This is a genomic window from Modestobacter excelsi, assembly GCF_005930495.1.
Classification (GTDB): domain Bacteria; phylum Actinomycetota; class Actinomycetes; order Mycobacteriales; family Geodermatophilaceae; genus Modestobacter; species Modestobacter excelsi.
This window is the reverse complement of sequence record NZ_SJEX01000001.1, coordinates 20,328-38,661: the sequence shown is the minus strand read 5'-3', so window position 1 is coordinate 38,661 and position 18,334 is coordinate 20,328. Positions and strand designations below refer to the sequence as shown.

Here is an 18,334-nt window from a genome sequence, read left to right as displayed (position 1 = left end):
CCCGGTCACTTGGCCTCCCGGTCGCGGTACCGCTGCGCCACGTCGTCGGCCAGCTGCTGTCCCCGTTCCAGCGCTTCGTCCACGGTCATCCGGCCCGCGATCGCCGAGCTGACGTCCTGGGACACCTGCGTGCCCAGGTCGGGGAACTCGGGGACGTCGACGAACTGGATCCCGGGCGCCGGCCGGGGCTGGACACCCGGGTTGTTCGGGTCCGCGGCCTGGATGGCGGCCAGCGTGGGCTCGGCGAACGCCGAGGCCTCGGCCAGGTAGTCGGGGTTCGTGTACGTGGACGCGCGCTTGCCGGCCGGGACCCGCGACCAGCCCAGCTCCTGCCCGACCAGTTCCTCGTACCGCTGGCTGGAGGCCCAGGAGATGAACTTCCAGGCGTCGTCCTTCTTGGCGCTCGCCTGCTGGATGCCCCACGACCAGGCGTACAGCCAGCCCGAGCTCGCGGTCTCGACCACCGGCGCGGCGACGTAGCCCATCTTCCCCTTCACCGGGGAGTCCGCGGACTCGAGCGACCCGGCGGCCGACGTGGCGTCATACCACATGGCGGCGTTGCCCTGGATGAGGTTGTTCAAGCACTCGGTGAAGCCGGCCTGGGGGGCGCCGACCTCGCCGTGGTCACGGACGAGGTCGACGTAGAACTGGGTGGCCTTGCGGAACTCCGGTGCATCGACCTGCGCCTGCCAGTCCTCGGTGAACCAGGTGCCACCGAAGGTGTTGACCACCGTGGTCAGCGGCGCGAACACCTGCCCCCAGCCGGGCTGGCCGCGCAGGCAGATCCCGGCCATCCCCGGCTGGATCCCGTCGACCTTCGCCGCGATGTCCGCGACCTCCTGCCACGTCGGCTTGGCCGGCATCTGGATGCCGGCGCCGTCCAGCACGTCCTTGCGGTACATGAGGAAGGAGGACTCGCCGTAGAACGGCTCGCCGTAGAGCTTCCCGTCGTCGCCGGACAGGGACGCCGTGAGCGGCCCGAGGATGTCGGCCTGGTCGAACTCCTGGTCGGCGGCGACGTAGTCGTCCAGCGGGGCGATCCACTTGCTGCGGGCGTAGATCGGGATCTCGAAGTTGCTCACCGTGGCGATGTCGTACTGGCCGGCCTGGCTGGAGAACTCCTGGCTGATCTTGTCCCGCACGTCGTTCTCCGGCAGGACGGTGAAGTTGACGTTGATGCCGGTCTCGGCGGTGAAGTTCGCGGCGGTCAGCTTCTGCAGGTCGATCATCTGCGGGTTGTTGACCATGAGCACGTTGATCGTGTCCGGTCCCCCACCGCCGGGTCCGCCGCCCCAGCCGGCGCACCCGCTCATCGTCAGGGCCGCGGTGAGCGCGAGGACCGGGACCGTCCTCCTCCCCCCGGTGCGCGGGCGGGTACGACGGAGTTCGGCTGCAGGCATGGACCTCTCCCCGGACAGGCCACAGGGACGCCGCTCACATGAGCAGCCTGTCCCTCATCTGTGTGACGTGAGTCTCTTTCGTCCGGCTTCATGCGTCAAGACACCTGAGAGGATGAGGCCCGTCGTGCTCGGATGAGCGGAGTGTGAGAGTGATGGCCGACCAGTTCCGCGGCCCTGCCCAGGTCGTGCTGACCGCCTCGGTGGCGCGCCGCTACTACCTCGACGGTCGGTCGAAGGTCGAGATCGCCCAGGAGTTCGGCATGAGCCGGTTCAAGGTGGCGCGGCTGCTCGACGACGCCCGGGAGAGCGGGCTGGTGCGCATCGAGATCCGGCACCCGGGCGAGATCGACGTCGACCTGTCGGCACGGCTGCGGGACCGGTTCGGGCTGCAGCACGCGGTCGTCATCGACGTGCCGGACGACGACGCCGCCTCCCTGCGCGGGCACGTCGGCCGGGCCGCGGCGCGCCTGCTCGCCGAGATCATCACCCCGCAGGACGTGCTGGGACTGGCCTGGGCGCGGGCGGTGAGCGCGATGGCCCGGGCTCTCCCCGCGCTGCCGGGGACACCCGTCGTCCAGCTCTCCGGCGCCCTCTCGATGCCCGAGGGCCCCGACACGTCGGTCGACGTCGTCCGGGAGGTCGCCCGGCGATCGGGCGGGGCCGCGCACCTGTTCTACGCGCCGCTCACACTGCCGGACGCCGCGACCGCGCGGGCGCTGCGGCAGCAACCGGAGATCGCGCGGGCCTTCGACCAGCTGCCGTCGGTCACCAAGGCCGTCGCCGGGGTGGGGCTCTGGGAGGCCGGCCAGTCGACGCTGTACGACACCGCCTCGGACGACGACCGCCGCCAGCTGCGGGAGCTCGGGGTGTGCGCCGACATCTCCGGGGTGTTCGTCGCCGGCGACGGCACCCCGGTGCCGACCGAGCTGGCCGAGCGGATGATCGCGCTCAGCGCTGAGCAGATGCAGGCCATCCCGGAACTCGTGGTCGTCCCGTACGGCACCCGGAAGGCGCCCGCCGTGCGCGCCGCCCTCCGCAGCGGCCTGGTGTCGGGCATCGTGACCCACAGCACCCTGGCGAGGGCCGTCCTCGACGAGCCGTGACGGTCCTCGCGGGGACGCGGCCGGACGAGAGCCTGGAGGCGACGGTGCTCGAGCGGAGGAAATCCCCGGTCCTGCTCGTCGGCGGGACCGCGAACCGCGGTCGGGTCGTCCGGATCGGGGACACCGTGCGCCGGCCGCTGCGCCCCACCAGCCCGGCCACCTCCGCCCTGCTCGACCACCTGGCGGCGGTGGGGTTCGACGGGGCGCCGCGGTACCTCGGGGTGGACGACGAGGGGCGCGAGGTCCTCTCCTACGTGCGGGGCACCGCGGTCACGCCGCCGTACCCGGCCTGGGCGCTGACCGACGACGCACTGACCAGCGTGGCCCACCTGCTCCGCGACTACCACCGGGCGGTCAGCAGCTTCGACCCCGGGCCGCACGCCTGGCCGGCCTCACCCCCTCCACCCTTCGCGGGTGGGCTGGTCAGCCACAACGACGTCAACCTGGACAACGTCGTCTTCCGCGGCCAGCGCGCGGTCGCGCTGATCGACTTCGACCTGGCGAGCCCCGGCTCCCGGGTCTGGGACGTCGCCTGCGCCGCTCGGCTGTGGACCCCGCTGCGCCCCGACCGCCACATCGACGACGCTCGCCGGGGCCAGGTGCTCAGGCGCCTGCGGCTGTTCGTGGACAGCTACGGGCTGGGCGACGCCGACCGGCGCCGGCTGGTCGCCGCCGTCCGGGAGAACCACGAGTGGTGCTACGACGTCATCGGGACGGCGGCCGCCGACGGCCACGCCGGGTTCTCCGAGTACCTCGCCGCCGGCGCCGGAACCCGGGCCGAGCAGGTCCGTGCCTGGTACGACGAGGCCGCCGACGTCCTCGCCGCGGCGCTGCGCTGACCGCCCGGCGCGGCTCAGCGGACCACGGGGAACACCAGGTGCGTGACCCGGTCGCCCTGGACGCAGACCGTCGGATCACCGAGCGGCACGTCCTCCTGGGTGAGCTCACCGAAGAACGGGCGCCCCCTCCCCATGACGACCGGGACCAGGTCGACGGCCACCTCGTCGAGCAACCCCCGTTCCAGGCACTGCCGGGCGATCGTCCCGGCGGTGACCGCGACGAGCCGGTCGCCGGCGAGCTCCTGTGCCCGCGCGACGGCCGCCTCGACGCCGGCGGTGACGAACGAGAAGGGCGCGTCCGGATGGGCGTCGACCCACTCGGTGGGGACGTGGTGGGTGACGACCACGACCGGCGCGTCCATGGTGTGCCGCCCGCCCCACCCGTCGGTGACGTCGAACAACGTCCGGCCGCAGACGATCGCACCGAGCTCGGACGTCCACCGACGCCAGTACTCGGCGCTCTGCGGGCTCAGGTGGAAGGTGATCCCGGGCGATGCGGTCGGGATCTCCACCTCCCCGTTCTGCAGCCAGTCGAACAACCGGCCGATCGTGTTGTCGTCCTTGGCGATGTAGCCGTCCAGCGACATCGACGCCGACGCGATGACCGTGCCCATCGGGTCCTTCCTCGGTCGCACCTCTTCCCTGGGACCGGTCCGGTCGCCGGAAGTCGTCGGTCGGATTCGTCTGCCCTCCACTGGTCAGGGGCGTTGGTCCGGGGCATGGCCGATCTCCAGGGCTCCTACGACGAGCTGTTCACCGCCGTGCCGACCGTGCTGGCCGGCCTGCTGGACGAGGGGGACGCGGGCGCCTCGGTCGCGGTGTTCGTGGACGGCGAGCCGGTGGTGGACGTCTGGGGCGGCTCGGCCGGCGCAGGCCCCTGCGTGCCTGACCGTCCACCTCCCGTTGTCCGGCCCCGCTGCCGATGTGTCCGGTGACCGTGTCGGTCGCGGCACGCACATCGGGGAGGATGGGGTCATGGACTACTTGCGCCGGCTGCAGTACGAGCGGCCCTGGCTGTTCTGGGCCGTGTTCGCGGTCGCCCTCTGGCTGGGCTTCCGGCTCGTGCTGTTCGTGGCGGCACTGCTGCTCGGGCCGTTCGGGCTGCCGTCGTGGGTGCCCCTGGTCGTCGTCATCGGCGCCCTCGTGGTGATCGCCCGCAGGCAGCAGCGCACCCGGTAGCCGGGCACTCCCTACCCCTCCGCGAGGTAGCGCGCCAGCCGCCCCTCGGCGGCGATCCGGGACAGCCAGGCGACCGCACCGGCGTGGTCGGTGAACTCGCCGTCGTCCTGGGCGGCGAGGGCGGCGCTCATGACCGCGCGGTACTGCGGTCCGGGAGCGTGCCCGAGCGCGATGAGGTCGTCGCCGCGCAAGAGCAGCCGGGACGGCCCGCGGTCCACGCCCGACTCCTCCGCGACGGCGAGCCACCCGGTGGTCGGGTTGGGGCCGGAGCCCGAGCCGCGGCCGGCGTGGTCGGCGCCGCAGACCAGCGACCACTCGGCCATCGCGGCCGGCGCGAGGCGGCGAGCGAGCCGGCGGACCGCCGCGGCACTGGGCCGGCCCTCCACGGTCACCGCGGTCATGTGCTCCCGGATGATCGGCGTGATCCGGCCGATGACGGCGGACGGCGCACCGATCGAGGTGAGCAGCTCCCGGGCAGGAGCCACCCCGCCGTCGGCGTGACCGTGGGACGTGATCCGCCCGTCGGCACGGACCTGGGTGTACGCCGCCTTGCCCACGTCGTGCAGCAGCGCGCCGAGGACGACGACCGTGCGGTCGTCGCCGGTCAGCCCGGCCTCGTCGGCCAGCACCGCCGCGGCGTCGGCAGCGAGGCCGGAGTGGGTCAGCACGTCGCCCTCGGGGTGCCAGCGGGGGTCCTGCGGCACCCCGGCCAGGCGGGCCAGTTGCGGGAGGTGGGCCAACCAGCCCGACTCACCCAGCACCGCCACCGCGGCGCTGACGTGCCGCCCCTTCTCGCCGATCTTGCGCCACTCCTCCCAGATGCGTTCTCCCGGGAGGTCGACGAAGGCGGGCGCGAGGCTGCGGCACAGCAGCGCCGTCTCGGGCGCCAGCCGGAAGCCGAAGCGCGCAGCCAACTGGGCGCCCCGCAGCACCCGCAGCGGGTCCTCGCCGAAGGACGGACCGCTGTGCCGCAGCACGCCGGCGCGCAGGTCGGCCAGACCGCCGACGGCGTCGAGGACGACCTCGGTCGTCGGGTCGAACATGAGCGCGTTGACCGTGTAGTCGCGGCGGCTCGCAGCTACGCTCGGGTCGTCCCCGCCGCCGGTGCGCGGCACGGAGACGTCGAAGTCCTCGCCGTCGCGACGGACCTTGAGCACCGCGAACGAGCGGCCGACCTCGTCGACCGGACCGACCCGCCGCAACGCGGCGGCCACCCGGTCGAGCTCGAGACCGAACACCTCGATGTCGACGTCCTTCGGCCGACGCCCGGGGGCGAGCAGGGCATCCCGGACACAGCCGCCGACCAGGTACGGCCGCCCACCCGCCGAGCGGATCGCCTCGAGGACGGTCGTGGCGGCACCACTGAGCTGCACCAGGCCGACTCCGTCCTCCGGCACGTCCCCTCACCCTCGATCAACTCGCTGCCAAGGACCCGGTGCGATGGCAACCTGACCCCGTGACCGCCCGACCCGCTGCCAGCCCGGTGCCCCTCGTGCTCGGCTCCCGGGCACTGCCGGCCGGCTTCGCCCATCCGCACGCCTCCGAGCAGGCCCGACGCATCGCCGAGCAGGGCACCATACTGCGTGCCCAGGTCGGCTCCGGGGTGCACGGCACGTCGATCGCCGGGCAGGACGACCGGGACGAGATGGGCATCTGCCTCGAGCCGCCCGAGTACGTCACCGGTGTCGCGCGGGTGCCGGCAGGCGTCGGTGCCGAGGCCACGGTCGAGTTCGAGCAGTACCAGCGGCACACCGTGTGGGACTCCCCCGGCGGGCTGGCCAACCGGTCGGGCGCCGGCGACCTGGACGTCGTCGTCTACTCCGCGCGCACGTGGGCGCGACTGGCGCTGGCGGGCAACCCGACCGTCCTGCTGCTGCTGTTCGTGCCCGACGCCGACGTCGTCCACCGGGACGAGGCCGGTGCGGAGCTCGTCGGGAACGCCTCCCGGTTCGTCTCGCGGCTGGCGGCCGACCGGTTCATCGGCTACCTGTCCGCGCAGCGCGACGCGATGACCGGGCGCTCCGGCGCGCACACCAACCGGCCGGAGCTGGTGGCCGAGCACGGCTACGACACGAAGTTCGCGATGCACGCCCTCCGCCTGGGGGTGCAGGGCACCGAGCTGCTCAGCACGGGTCGGATCACGCTGCCGGTGCCCGAGCCCGACCGGACGTACCTGCGCTCGATCCGCCGCGGTGAGGTCCCGCTGGCCGAGGTCGTCACCGCGATCGACGACGCCGAGCAACGGCTCATCCGGCTGCGCGAGAGCCCGGCTGTGCCCGCCGAGCCGGACCGCGGCTGGGTCGACGCCTGGCTGCACCGGTCCTACCTGGCCTTCTGGGAGTCCCGATGAACCACGCCGATGACCGCGGTCCTGACCGGTAGCTTCCACAGGCCGCGCCGACCGCGCCGGCCGACGACGAGGGGTACCCGACCATGACCGACCTGCAGTCCTGGGTGGCACCGACCTTCGACGGCCTCGCCGACCTGCTCGAATCCGCGCCCGCGGAGACCTGGGACGCCCCGTCGCTGTGCCAGGGGTGGCAGGTCCGGCACGTGGTCGCGCACGTGGCGATGCCGGTCCGGTTGACGCCTGAGACGTTCGGCGCGGAGATGGCCGCGGCGGGCGGGGACTTCGGCGTGCTGTCGAACACCGTGGCCGCACGCGACGCCTCCCTGCCGCTGGCCGACCAGCTCGAGGCGCTGCGCTCCCCCGCGCTGCACGCCTGGCAGCCGCCGGGTGGCGGCGCCGTCGGGGCGCTCACCCACGCCCTCATCCACTCCCTGGACATCACCGTCGCGCTCCACCGGCCGGCGGTCGTGCCGGGGAACGCCGTGGTCGCCGTCCTCGACCAGCTCACCGCGGCCGAGGGCGCCTGGTTCGGCATCGACCTGACCGGCGTCCGCCTGGAGGCCGCCGACACCGACTGGAGCTGGGGCGAGGGGAACACCGTGCGCGCCGACAGCGGCCGGCTCGCGGCGCTCCTGGGCGGCCGCGCCCTGCCCGACGGCCGGACCCTGCCCCGCCGTTGAGCCACGTCCGAGCGTGGCCGGCTCAGGACGCCGGCAGCCGGGAGACCAGGAATCGGGCCGTCTGGCTCTCGGCCACCGTCGCGACCTGCTCGGGGGTGCCAACCGCCACGATCCGCCCACCGTGGTCCCCGGCTCCCGGGCCCAGGTCGATGACCCAGTCGGCGCCGGCGACGACGTCCATGTCGTGCTCGACCACCACGACGGTGTTGCCGGCGTCGACGAGCTGGTGGAGCTGGCGCATCAGCAGCTCCACGTCGGCGGGGTGCAGTCCGGTGGTCGGCTCGTCGAGGACGTAGAGCGTGTGCCCGCGTCGCGCCCGTTGCAGCTCGCTGGCCAGCTTGACCCGCTGCGCCTCGCCGCCGGACAGCTCCGTCGCCGGCTGCCCCAGCCGCAGGTAGCCCAGGCCAACCTCCTGCAGCACGCGCAGGCTGTTCGCCACCGCCGGCAGCTCGGCCAGGAACTCCGCGGCTCCCTCGACGGTCAGGTCGAGCACCTCGGCGATGTTCTTGCCGCGGTAGGTGACCTCCAGCGTCTCCGGGTCGTAGCGCGCACCGGAGCAGGTCGGGCAGGGCGAGTAGGTGCCGGGCAGGAAGAGCAGCTCCACGGTGACGAAGCCCTCGCCCTGGCAGGTGGGGCAGCGGCCCTCGGCCACGTTGAAGGAGAACCGGCCGGCGGTGTAGCCGCGGGCACGGGCCTCCTCGGTCTCGGCGAAGACCTTGCGGACCGCGTCGAAGAGACCGGTGTAGGTGGCCAGGTTGGAGCGCGGGGTGCGGCCGATCGCCTTCTGGTCGACGCGGACCAGGCGGTCGACGGCCTCCAGTCCCTCGGCGCGCACGTCGGTGGCGGGGACGTCGGTGGCGTCGTCGTCGGCCTCGTCGTCCGCGGGCTCGTCGGTCTTCGGGGTGCCGAGCCACTCGGTGACGACATCGGTGAGCACCTGGCTGACCAGCGTCGACTTCCCGGATCCCGAGACGCCGGTGACGGCGGTGAAGACGCCGAGCGGCAGGTGCACGTCGACGTCCCGGAGGTTGTGCCGGTCGATGCCGTGCAGCCGCAGGTGCCCGGTGGGCTGACGGCGCGTGCGGTCGACCGGGCGCTCGCGGTCGAAGAGGAAGCGCCGGGTCACCGACTCCTCGACCTCGGCCAGGCCGGCGACCGGCCCGCTGTAGAGCACCCGGCCGCCCCGCTCCCCCGCGTGCGGCCCGACGTCGACGAGCCAGTCGGCCCGGCGGGCCAGGGCCATGTCGTGCTCGATCACGAACAGCGAGTTGCCCGCGGCCCGGAGCCGGTCGAGGACGTCGAGCAGCGGTTCGGCGTCCGCCGGGTGCAGCCCCGCCGACGGCTCGTCCAGGACGTACACGACGCCGAAGAGCCCGGACCGCAGCTGGGTGGCGATCCGCAGCCGCTGCAGCTCGCCCGGGGAGAGGGTCGGCGTCGTCCGGTCCAGGCTGAGGTAGCCCAGGCCCAGGCCGGTCAGCACCTCGATGCGGGCCACGAGGTCAGCGGCGATGCGCACCGCGACGTCGGTCGACTCCCTCGAGCCCGCCGACGCCGCCGTCTGCGCTGCCTCCCGGAGCGTCTCGACCAGCGAGGTGAGCGGCAGGCCCGCCAGCTCGGCGATGTCCTTGCCGGCGAAGGTGACGGCCAGCGACTCGGGCCGCAGCCGGCTGCCGGAGCACACCGGGCAGGTGGAGGTCTGCACGAACCGGAGCACCCGCTGGCGCATGGTCGGGCTCTTGGAGTTGGCCAGGGTGTGCAGCACGTAGGCCCGGGCGCCGGTGTACCTGCCCTGGTAGTCCCGCTGCACCTGGCCGGGCCCGCGTACGGGGTGGACGGTGACCTCGGGCTGCTCGTCGGTGAACAGGATCCAGTCGCGCTGCTCCTGCGGGAGGTCGCGCCAGGGACGGTCGATGTCGTGACCCAGCTCGACCAGGATGTCGCGCAGGTTCTTGCCGTACCAGGCGCCCGGCCAGGCGGCGATCGCGCCGTCCCGGATGCTCAGCGACGGGTCGGGGACCAGGGTGTCCTCGGTGACCAGGTGGACCCGGCCGAGGCCCGAGCACTCCGGGCAGGCGCCGGCGGCCGTGTTGGGCGAGAAGGCGTCGGAGTCGAGCCGCTCGGCACCGTCCGGGTAGCTGCCGGCGCGGGAGAACAGCATCCGCAGCGAGTTGGACAGCGTGGTCACGGTGCCGACGGTGGACCGGCTGCTGGGGGCGCCCCGGCTCTGCTGGAGCGCGACCGCCGGCGGCAGACCGCTGATTTCGTCGACGACCGGTGCACCGACCTGCTGGATGAGCCGCCGGGCGTAGGGGGCCACCGACTCGAGGTACCGGCGTTGCGCCTCGGCGTAGATGGTGCCGAAGGCCAGCGAGGACTTCCCGGAACCGGAGACGCCGGTGAAGACCACCAGGGCGTCCCGCGGCACCCCGACGTCGACGTTGCGCAGGTTGTGCTCGCGCGCGCCCCGGACTCGGACGTAGGGGTCCGCCTCGTCGATCATGCCCTCAGCCTGACCGGCGCTCCGCGCAACGGCGTCGGCGGGTAGCCCTGCGCCGGGTCGGCACCGATGAGTTCCGCCGGCAGGGCTGGTCCTTGCCGGCGTACCCACTCACACCACCGACGGGAGACCGACCGTGACCACCCCCGCACACCCCGGCCGCGCGTTCTTCGTGACCATGCCCGTGGCCGACGTCCAGCGCAGCCGGGCGTTCTTCGCCGCGCTCGGGTTCGGATTCGACGAAGGCTTCTCCGGCGAGGGAGCCGCCTGCATGCTGGTCGGCGAGCAGGCCACCGTCATGCTGGGCAGCCGCGAGCAGTTCGCCGAGCTGTCGAAGCTGCCGACGGGTGACCCCCGGACGCACGCGCTGGCGCTCTACTGCTTCAGCGTGCCCACCCGGGAGGACGTCGACCGGGTCGCCGACGCCGCGCTGGCTGCCGGCGCCGTCGAGGCCGACGGCCTGGAGGACCTCGGCTTCATGGTCACGCGCAGCTTCTTCGACCTCGACGGCCACGGCTGGCAGGTCATGTGGGTGGACCCGGCCATGACGAGCCCGGCGTCCGAGGAGTCCGCGGCCGCGCCGGCCTGAGCACGCTACTCACCCAGCGCGTGAGCGGCCTCGGCGATGTCGCTCGCGGTGAGCGTCGTGACCTCGGCACGGTCGAGCGCATCAACGCTCCGGCCCTTGTCGCGGGTCAGCCGCAACGCCTGGCGGTTGAGCGCCTGCTCGAACAGCGTGCGAACGAAGCGCGCGTTGCCGGACTCCTGGTCCGAGGTGAGGCCGCCGAGGGTGCGGCGGAGCGTCACCTCGGCGCCGGGCGCCAGCACGTACTCGTGCTGGGCCACGATGCCGGCGAAGATCGCTTCGAGTTCATCCGTCGAGTAGTCGGGGAACTTGATCTCGCGGGCGAAGCGCGAGCGGAGGCCGGGGTTGGAGAGCAGGAACTGCTCCATCAGCCGGGGATAGCCGGCCACGATCACCACGAGGCGGTGGCGGTGGTCCTCCATGCGCTTGAGCAGGACCTCGACCGCCTCGGGCCCGAAGTCCGGCCGCCCGTCGCCCTCCGGGGACAGCGAGTACGCCTCGTCGATGAACAAGACGCCGTCGAGTGCCCGGCGGATCACGCGGTCGGTCTTGATCGCGGTCGCACCGACGTACTGCCCAACCAGGGCGGCGCGGTCTACCTCCACCAGGTGACCCTTCGACAGCAGGCCGACCGCCCGGTACATCTCCGCCAGGAGCCGCGCCACCGTGGTCTTGCCCGTGCCTGGGTTGCCGAGGAACACGAGGTGCTGGGACGTCGCCGCCTCAGGCAGACCGTGCGCCTTGCGTCGCGCCTGCACCTGGAGGAAGGCGACGAGCGCCTGCACCTGCTCCTTGACCGCCTCCAGCCCGATGAGCCCGTCGAGTTCGGCCTGGATCACCGCGAGCGGCCGGGCCGGGCCGGGGCGGCCGCCGAAGAGGTCGCTCACCAGGTCGTCCACGCCACGCAGACCGGATCGCGGGAGTTGATCGCTCAGCCGGCCGACGGTCTCACGGAGGTCGTCCAGTGGCTTGCGGTTGGACGCCATGCCGGGAGCGTAAGCGCCCGCGGGACGGCGAGCCCGTCGTGCGCTGCTGCCCAGCGGCAGCGGCGGACGGCCCTCAGAACAGCTCCGGCCACGGGTGCCGAGTAGCTCGGACTGCCTGTGAGGAAGGCAAGAGAAAGCCCTGCCAGCGACATGTTGGTCTGGCTTGGCTCGCTCCCCCGATGGGACTTGGACCTACAACCCTGCGATTTGATCTTGACCTAGTTGGTCGATATTGGCAGCTTACGAAAACTGGCGCTGACCAGCAATTATGACGTTGGACAACGTTGGGTGTATGAGCCCGGCTTAGTAGGTTTTCGATGAGTAAACGATGCCTGACCGGGCCAATTAATCGCCTGATCGGGTGTCCGTCTACCCCGGGAGCGTCGTTCGTTTCCACGCCGCCCGTCAAGCAGGAGGGTCTCGGGCTCCACGCCGAGTCGGGTTAGCCCTCGACCCGAGCTCGTCTGTCTCGCTCACGGAGGAGCCGTGGCGGCCGCCGCTTGCCGGCGAACCTGACCTGAGGGTCCGGGGCAGACCGGGACATGCGACGAGCCTGTCCGCGGACACCGCAGGGGGCCAAGCTCCATTGCGTCTCGGCCGCTCCGGCTACCGGGACAGAATCGCTGTCACTGAGTCGGCCACTCAGCGCTTCGAGCTCCGCGCCACCCCCCCCCCCCGTGGCCGCATCAATAGTCGGACGAAAGTGTCCGCCGTCCGTCCTAGCCTCGTGTCGTGACCTCCGGCGACCTCCACACCAGCCGACCGTCGGTCTATCTCGATCAGTGGGTGTGGGTACGCCTCGCCCTCGTGGTCGAGGGCAGACCTCGTGAGCCGGGTGACTTGAAAGCTCTGCAGACTTTACAGGAGGCAGCCGCTGCCGGCGTTGCCTTCCCGCTTTCCAGGACGCACTACATCGAGACGTCGAGCATCAAAAGGCCCAAGCAACGCCAAGACCTGGCCCGGGTCATGGCGTCCATCTCGTTCTTTCGCACCCTGCGCGGCGGCCAGGTCCTCATCCGCCATCAGATGCTGAACGCCATGCATGAGACCTTCGGTCGGCCCGCCTTCCGGCCTACAGCGCCGGAGGCCCTGGGCCTCGGAGTGAGCTGGGCCTTCACCGGCCGGCAGGGCTTCATGCGGGTCCTGGACGAGGCAGCCGGCCTGGAAACCACTGAGGCTGCGCTGCCTGGCGTTGGCAAGCTGCGCCGCGAGATGTCCCAGTTGGCTGAGACGATGCTCGTCGCCGGGCCCGCCGACGACGAGGTCGAGGCTCTGCGGGCGAACGGATACCGGCCTGAGGCCACCCAGGAGGGCCATACGAGCCGACTCGCCTGGGAGGAGCTCTTGGTCGGCATGCTTCAAGACGACCCGGTCAACGCTGACGAGCTACGTGTCCGCGTGACTGCTCGCGAGCTGTGCCACGAGTACCTGGACCTGTTCAACGAGTTGATGGCAGAGTACCGACTCAACCTCGAACGCGCCTTGGAGTCCGACCCCGACCAGCCAGGGTCAGGAAGGCCCAAGCTGATGGCCTTCTCGGACCGTATCCCCTCGATGCGCTTGGCCGTGGACATGAAGACGGCTCTCCTCCGCAACGGAGCAAGGGTCTGGAAGCCCAACGATCTGCATGACATCGACGCCCTTAGTCAGGCCATCCCGTACTGCCATGCGGTCGTGACCGACAAGGATGCTGCGGACCGCGTCAAGCGGACAGGCGGCGACCAGCGACATGGAACCGCCGTACTGAGCAAGCTCGATCAACTGGTCGAGGTGTTGCCGGACCTCGTCTGCCAGGCTCGCACCATCAGCGGGGACCCAACCGGCTGGGACGCCGCTGGCCCCGGCGAAGGGTTCATGGCCACCCTTCCCGACGGCACATGGCCGTCACTCAACGTCGCGGATCCCCGTTGATGTCGTAGCGCCACCTAGCCTCAGCCACATGGACGCCTCGCGGAACCCCGACTACCTGAGGGCCCTTGCTGAGGCGGTGCAGGCGTTTCGTGATGCCCTCGAGGACTTGCTGAAGCTGTACGTCCCCTTCGGCGTCCACGTTGCCCGCGGGATTGCGCCGCCGGTGGTCCCTCGTGACGGTGCCGGCGATGAAGAGCTTGCCAAGCGACGCTCCCGAGTGGCGCGCGCCGCAGGCCGCGCCACTGAAGCAGTTGGGCTGACCAACACCTACATCATGGTGTCTGGCGCCGGTCCGATCGATCCGATCGCCGCATGGTCGACGATCACCGAGCCAAAGCCGCTGCTGGAGCCGGACAACGTGCTGAGTGCATGCGACTCGATTCTTGGCCGGTTAGACACCAAGATCCGCCGCGCTGAGGCCGAAGCACCGCCGACCATTGGTGCGGCATCAATGCACCCGTTGGTGTGGGGAGCCGCCCGACCGCTGTGGGTCGACAGACACTTCCGCCAGGCCATCTCCGCGGCCGCCGAGACGCTCATCGCTCAGATGAAGGCGCGGACTGGGCGCTACGACTTGGCCGAGACGGCCCTGTGGCAGCAGGCGTTCTCGGACAAGGCGCCCGAGGCCGGGAAGCCTCGCCTTCGTTGGCCCGGAGACCCCATGGCAAAGCAGGACGTCAAGAACATGAACGACGGCCTGCGCTTCTTCGCACCAGGCGTGCAGATGCTTATTCGCAATCCGGCGACCCACTCCATCAACGAGATGCCCGAGCAGGAGGCCCTCGAGCGGTTGGCCGTCATGAGCTTGCTGGCGAGGTGGGTTGAGCAGTGTCAGGTTGAGGAAGCGCCGACAAGTCCCTGACCTACCGACTGGAACTCTCGAGGGTCGTGCTCGGCGACAGCACGCTGATCGCGCCGGCTTGCCAACCAGGTCACTCGGGGAGGTGCGAGTACCGGCCGCGAGCGCATCCGACGGCCAGCCCAGCGTGCCGCTGTCTGCATCAACTGGTTGGCCAGGGCGTCTAGAGCCCGTCAGACGGTGAAGGGGAACGTTGACGCGGTCTTCGATCTTTAGTGACTGATGCTCGAAAAGGGCTCTGACTAGCGACTATGTCGTCGGGTACCGACGGGCCGGAACGGCTGCGGTCGAACGTCTTGCCGACTTTTGGGACTGCCAGCGGCCGTAGGCGGACAGCCTCCGGACGTTCAACGAGCGCCCCTGCTGCCGGGCAACCTGCACGTGGTCGACGGCGGGCTCTCCGGCGTCATCGACTTCGGTGGGCTCCATGTCGACGCCCCGGCCTGCGACCTGCAACTGGCGCGGAACCTGTTCCCCAACTACCGGATGGAGAAGCACGCCGGCCGCCCAGAGGAGCTGGCCATGCACCTGAGGCAACGGGAGCTCACGGTGCTCCGGCCCGACTGTTTCTCCCGTTCGTGGTCCGCCGAGACGGCGATGGGCGGCGGGCGCGAGAAGACGGGGACGTCACCGTCTACGACACCGAGCGGATCGCCGTCTGGCCGCGCAACGACGCGCCGACCGTGGCTGGCGCATGGTTCAGGCCCCGCCCGGATGTTCCCTTGACTGCTGCCGAGCAGAACTGGGCCGTCGCACCCCCTGCCCCCATACCGGGGTTATGGACCGCGGCGCTCCGTCAAGGCACCTCGCCCAGCCGCGGTGCCACCGACCTTCTACTGTGCCGATACACAAGTCGTCGGGGGGACAGGGCGTGGCCGAGGAGCAGCCAGACCGGTTCGTCGTCGTGGTCGTGACCTGCCTGCGGGCCTTCAAGTGGTTGATCGCCGGGGGTACCACGGTCGGGAGCATCTTGGCTCTCCAGCCGCTGGTCCACGAGATCGCCGGGGAGAGCACGACCTTTGACTTCACAGCAGGCCTAAACGTCAGCATCGGGATCAACGTCGTCGTGGGAGGCGCAGTGATCCACCTTGTCCGCCAGAACCGGGCCCTCCGACGCCAGGTTCGACAACTGGAACGTGATCGGCCCCCAGCTGCGCCCGGAGCGAAAGCACTCCCCCTGCCGGGTGATACCGGCGAAGATGGGTCCATGAGAGCGTCTCGATGATGAGAGGAGTGGATCGATGACGACAGCGGAGCTAGCGACCTTCCTCGTAACCCTCGGCCTCGCCGCGCTTCTCGCGTATCTCGTCTTCTGGGTCGTCCCGTCGTTCGCCGTCAACCGCATGATCATTGAGTTGAGCGAGGTGCGCACCATCCTCCGGGATCTCGAGGAGCGCGAACCCGGCCTCATGGTCAACACCGAAGTGCAGCTATTCGACGATCTGTTGGGTCGTGTCATCGCCCACGGTCGGAGCCTCGGTGTCACCTACCTCGTAGGCGCCGTACTGCAGGCCCGGCACGACCACGCACACGGCAAGAGCATGGCGAAAGACGGCTTCGACGCAGGCGGCTCGTTGAACAACCTCAGCCCCAGCCAGCAGGTGGCATTCCGCCTGCTGGCAGCGCGCGCCTTTCGCGAGTTCTACCGCGCGACCTTCATGGCCAGCCGCTGCTGGTTTGTGTTCTGGCCGGTGTGGCTGCTCATGTCGCGTGCCCTGCACCGACTGGAGGAGCACCCTTTGACGCCGCTGAGCGCAGAGTCCCAAGGAATCGAGCAAGCGGTCTGGCGAGGCTTCGCCCTCGATTCGGGTGTTCTGCAGCCGTCCTAGCTCTCGCCTCCGGAGCCAAGGCTGGCAGTCGGCAGCAATCATCGGGCCCGGTGCCCGGTGGCGTCCGGCCATGGGGGGCAGCGCGGTGGTCGAGTTCGGCGGTGGGGCTTGAGTCGGCAGACTGATCAGGCGCCGTCGAGCGGCGGGCTTTCGTGTGCCCCGTCGGGGCCCCAGGGCGAGTGGGCGGCAAGCTGGATTGCGCCGTCGTGCGCCATAGCTGTCGCAGCCGTCACCGCTCGCCGTGGGGCCCCGCTCGACGGTAGGGGACTGCCCCGGTTCGGTTGACTCCTGCGCTGTGAGGCTTCGGCCTCGCTGGAAGCAATCAGCATCGTGCTCAAGCCGTTCCCGCCGGAGTTCCATCGTGACGTCATCGCCGTGCCCCGGAAGGGCGAAGCGTCAATTTCCCAGGCCGCCCGAGATTTCGTATCCCGGAGTCCTGCCTGCTGCGCTGGCTGAGGATCGCTGACCGTGACGATGGCCTGACTCCGCCGGCCAGCGGTGAGCGCGGTGGCGGCATCAAGGACGAGTCCGCGGAGTTGCGGGAGCTGCGTCAGCGCAACAAGCTGCTGGACCAGGAGAACGAGGTTCTGCGGCGGCCGACGGCCTACTTAGCCCGGGGTGTTTTCACCAAACGACGTACCCGCTGGGCCGTGAGCTCGCGGTGGCGTCCACCAAGGTGGTGTGCGACGGCCCAGGTGACCAGCGGGCCGAGGACATGAAGGCGGCCACCGCGTGATCTTCTGGATGACCTCTCACAGTCCTTCAGGAGTACGACGCGATGACCGCTCCGAGCAGTATCGACCCTGCCCACTTTCTGCACGAGCAGCTGGCCCAGGCCTCACCTGACCTGCTGCGCCAGATGCTGACCACCTTCATCAACACCCTCATGTCGGCTGAGGCCGACGCGGTCTGCGGCGCCGACTACGGCCAGCGCAGCGACGCCCGGACCAACGTGCGCAACGGCTACCGGTCCCGGGGCTTCGACACCCGCGCCGGCACCCTGGACGTCGCCATCCCCAAACTCCGTTCCGGTTCGTACTTCCCCGACTGGCTGCTGGAACGCCGCCGGCGGGCGGAGCGGGCCCTGACCACCGTGGTCGCCACCTGCTACCTGCTGGGGGTGAGCACCCGGCGGATGGAGAAGCTGGTGGAGTCCCTGGGCATCACCCGGCTGTCGAAGTCTCAGGTCAGTGAGATGGCTAAGGACCTCGACGCTCAGGTCGCAGACTTCCGGCACCGCCCGCTGGATGCCGGGCCCTACACGTTCGTGGCCGCCGACGCCCTCGTGCTCAAGGTCCGCGAGGGCGGCCGGGTGGTCAACGTCCATGCCCTGGTGGCGACCGGGGTCAACGCCGACGGGCACCGGGAAATCCTCGGCCTGCAGGTCGCCTCAGCGGAGGACGGTGCCGGCTGGCTGGGCTTCTTCCGGGATCTGACCGCCCGCGGCCTCAGCGGAGTTCAGCTGGTCACCTCCGATGCGCACCGCGGGCTGGTTGACGCGATCGGGGCGACGCTGCCCGGTGCCGCCTGGCAGCGCTGCCGCACGCACTACGCCGCGAACTTGATGGCGGTCTGCCCCAAGAGCAGCTGGCCGTGGGTGCGGGCGCTGCTGCACTCGGTCTACGACCAGCCCGACGCCGGCTCGGTGCACGCCCAGTTCGACCGCGTGCTGGACGCTCTGGCCGACAAGCTGCCCAAGGTCGCCGAGCACCTCGAGGGCGCCCGCGCTGACGTGCTGGCCTTCACCGCGTTCCCGCAGGAGGTGTGGCGGCAGATCTGGTCCAACAACCCCTCCGAGCGGCTCAACCGGGAGATCCGCCGGCGCACCGACGTGGTCGGCATCTTCCCCGACCGCGACTCACTCATCCGCCTGGTCGGCGCCGTGCTCGCCGAGCAGCACGACGAATGGACCGAAGGCCGCCGCTACCTCGGCCTCGACGTCCTCGCCCGCTGCCGCATCCGCCCAGTCACCGGCGACAACACCGCCTCCGGCACCACCGAGGAGGTGACCGCACAGACGACCATTCCGGCGCTCAGCGCCTGACCAGACAGGAAGATCACGCGGAAGCCGTCACACACCACCCCAGCGGACTTGACCGAGCTCGCCGCCGATTG

At 70.9% G+C, this 18,334-nt stretch carries 18 protein-coding genes; 13 read left to right on the top strand and 5 right to left on the bottom strand.

Annotated features, from left to right (window positions below):
* Positions 1–5 precede the first annotated feature (5 nt).
* The gene (locus FHL80_RS00205) at positions 6–1,400 is read right to left on the bottom strand and encodes an ABC transporter substrate-binding protein (protein ID WP_138731473.1); all 1,395 of its coding nucleotides are present in this window, start codon (positions 1,398–1,400) and stop codon (positions 6–8) included.
* Between the two features lie 152 nt (positions 1,401–1,552).
* Between FHL80_RS00205 and FHL80_RS00200 the strand changes: the two genes are divergently transcribed.
* Both FHL80_RS00200 and FHL80_RS00195 read left to right on the top strand, forming a co-directional pair.
* Positions 1,553–2,503: a sugar-binding transcriptional regulator gene (locus FHL80_RS00200; RefSeq protein ID WP_138731472.1), complete on the top strand. Its 951-nt coding sequence runs from the start codon at positions 1,553–1,555 to the stop codon at positions 2,501–2,503.
* Positions 2,500–3,342: a phosphotransferase gene (locus FHL80_RS00195; protein WP_246078353.1), complete on the top strand. Its 843-nt coding sequence runs from the start codon at positions 2,500–2,502 to the stop codon at positions 3,340–3,342. The genes FHL80_RS00200 and FHL80_RS00195 overlap by 4 nt, the downstream gene beginning before the upstream one ends.
* Positions 3,343–3,356: 14 nt before the next feature.
* On the opposite strand, the gene FHL80_RS00190 is transcribed toward FHL80_RS00195, so the two are convergent.
* Positions 3,357–3,956, bottom strand: coding sequence for a dihydrofolate reductase family protein (locus FHL80_RS00190; protein ID WP_138731471.1), 600 nt, complete (start codon positions 3,954–3,956; stop codon positions 3,357–3,359).
* Positions 3,957–4,061: 105 nt separating this feature from the next.
* Here FHL80_RS00190 and FHL80_RS00185 point away from each other — a divergent pair, with 105 nt between their 5' ends.
* Both FHL80_RS00185 and FHL80_RS00180 read left to right on the top strand, forming a co-directional pair.
* Positions 4,062–4,277 carry a hypothetical protein gene (locus tag FHL80_RS00185; protein ID WP_216870292.1) on the top strand — a complete coding sequence of 72 codons (216 nt, stop codon included), beginning with the start codon at positions 4,062–4,064 and terminating at the stop codon, positions 4,275–4,277.
* A 40-nt stretch (positions 4,278–4,317) separates the two neighbouring features.
* Positions 4,318–4,521, top strand: a complete 204-nt coding sequence (locus tag FHL80_RS00180; protein ID WP_138731470.1) for a hypothetical protein — start codon at positions 4,318–4,320, stop codon at positions 4,519–4,521.
* An 11-nt stretch (positions 4,522–4,532) separates the two neighbouring features.
* Here the strand turns inward: FHL80_RS00180 and FHL80_RS00175 are convergent, their stop codons facing one another.
* On the bottom strand, positions 4,533–5,918 hold the full coding sequence (locus FHL80_RS00175) for a CCA tRNA nucleotidyltransferase (RefSeq protein ID WP_138731469.1): 1,386 nt from the start codon (positions 5,916–5,918) through the stop codon (positions 4,533–4,535).
* 59 nt (positions 5,919–5,977) lie between these two features.
* On the opposite strand from FHL80_RS00175, the gene FHL80_RS00170 reads away from it, so the two are divergent.
* Complete coding sequence (locus tag FHL80_RS00170) at positions 5,978–6,871, top strand: DNA polymerase beta superfamily protein (protein ID WP_216870291.1); 894 nt, start codon at positions 5,978–5,980, stop codon at positions 6,869–6,871.
* 83 nt (positions 6,872–6,954) lie between these two features.
* Positions 6,955–7,551 carry a maleylpyruvate isomerase family mycothiol-dependent enzyme gene (locus FHL80_RS00165; protein WP_138731468.1) on the top strand — a complete coding sequence of 199 codons (597 nt, stop codon included), beginning with the start codon at positions 6,955–6,957 and terminating at the stop codon, positions 7,549–7,551.
* A gap of 22 nt (positions 7,552–7,573) precedes the next feature.
* Here FHL80_RS00165 and uvrA read toward each other — a convergent pair whose 3' ends face one another.
* Positions 7,574–10,051 carry an excinuclease ABC subunit UvrA gene (gene uvrA / locus FHL80_RS00160; RefSeq protein ID WP_138731467.1) on the bottom strand — a complete coding sequence of 826 codons (2,478 nt, stop codon included), beginning with the start codon at positions 10,049–10,051 and terminating at the stop codon, positions 7,574–7,576.
* A gap of 133 nt (positions 10,052–10,184) precedes the next feature.
* Here uvrA and FHL80_RS00155 point away from each other — a divergent pair, with 133 nt between their 5' ends.
* Positions 10,185–10,637, top strand: a complete 453-nt coding sequence (locus tag FHL80_RS00155) for a VOC family protein (RefSeq protein ID WP_216870290.1) — start codon at positions 10,185–10,187, stop codon at positions 10,635–10,637.
* 5 nt (positions 10,638–10,642) lie between these two features.
* Here the strand turns inward: FHL80_RS00155 and FHL80_RS00150 are convergent, their stop codons facing one another.
* The gene (locus FHL80_RS00150) at positions 10,643–11,620 is read right to left on the bottom strand and encodes an AAA family ATPase (protein ID WP_138731466.1); all 978 of its coding nucleotides are present in this window, start codon (positions 11,618–11,620) and stop codon (positions 10,643–10,645) included.
* 732 nt (positions 11,621–12,352) lie between these two features.
* Here FHL80_RS00150 and FHL80_RS00145 point away from each other — a divergent pair.
* The 6 genes from FHL80_RS00145 (at position 12,353) to FHL80_RS00125 (ending at position 18,263) form a co-directional block, all read left to right on the top strand.
* The gene (locus FHL80_RS00145) at positions 12,353–13,531 is read left to right on the top strand and encodes a hypothetical protein (protein WP_138731465.1); all 1,179 of its coding nucleotides are present in this window, start codon (positions 12,353–12,355) and stop codon (positions 13,529–13,531) included.
* Between the two features lie 28 nt (positions 13,532–13,559).
* Positions 13,560–14,393 (top strand): TIGR02391 family protein, encoded by an 834-nt coding sequence (locus tag FHL80_RS00140; RefSeq protein WP_138731464.1) that lies wholly within the window; start codon positions 13,560–13,562, stop codon positions 14,391–14,393.
* 378 nt (positions 14,394–14,771) lie between these two features.
* Positions 14,772–15,116, top strand: coding sequence for a hypothetical protein (locus tag FHL80_RS25110; protein WP_216870289.1), 345 nt, complete (start codon positions 14,772–14,774; stop codon positions 15,114–15,116).
* Between the two features lie 145 nt (positions 15,117–15,261).
* On the top strand, positions 15,262–15,615 hold the full coding sequence (locus FHL80_RS00135) for a hypothetical protein (RefSeq protein ID WP_138731463.1): 354 nt from the start codon (positions 15,262–15,264) through the stop codon (positions 15,613–15,615).
* A 16-nt stretch (positions 15,616–15,631) separates the two neighbouring features.
* Positions 15,632–16,219: a hypothetical protein gene (locus FHL80_RS00130; RefSeq protein ID WP_138731462.1), complete on the top strand. Its 588-nt coding sequence runs from the start codon at positions 15,632–15,634 to the stop codon at positions 16,217–16,219.
* A 778-nt stretch (positions 16,220–16,997) separates the two neighbouring features.
* Positions 16,998–18,263: an IS256 family transposase gene (locus FHL80_RS00125; RefSeq protein WP_138731461.1), complete on the top strand. Its 1,266-nt coding sequence runs from the start codon at positions 16,998–17,000 to the stop codon at positions 18,261–18,263.
* Positions 18,264–18,334 lie beyond the last annotated feature (71 nt).